Below are 265 nucleotides of genomic sequence, written 5' to 3'. Positions count from 1 at the left end.
CGATGTTCCGCCACGAACGTCCGCAAAAAGGGCGTTATCGCCAGTTCCACCAGATTGGCGCGGAAGCGTTCGGTCTGCAGGGGCCGGATATTGATGCCGAGCTGATTATGCTGACCGCCCGCTGGTGGCGCGAGCTGGGCATCTCCAGCCACGTTGCGCTGGAGCTGAACTCTATCGGTTCGCTGGAGGCTCGCGCTAACTATCGCGACGCGCTGGTGGCCTATCTTGAGCAGTATAAAGATAAGCTGGACGAAGACTGCAAACG

At 59.2% G+C, this 265-nt stretch carries 1 protein-coding gene; it reads left to right on the top strand.

What is annotated here, in order from left to right:
* On the top strand, positions 1 to 265 hold a 265-nt coding region (locus tag ACRHOZ_RS21030; protein WP_431130252.1), incomplete at both ends, for an aminoacyl--tRNA ligase-related protein.

The sequence above is a fragment of the Flagellimonas flava genome, assembly GCF_050617915.1.
In the GTDB taxonomy this organism is placed as follows: domain Bacteria; phylum Bacteroidota; class Bacteroidia; order Flavobacteriales; family Flavobacteriaceae; genus Flagellimonas; species Flagellimonas flava_A.
The sequence above is the reverse complement of the archived record's forward strand: the minus strand, read 5'-3'. Positions and strand labels throughout refer to the sequence as shown.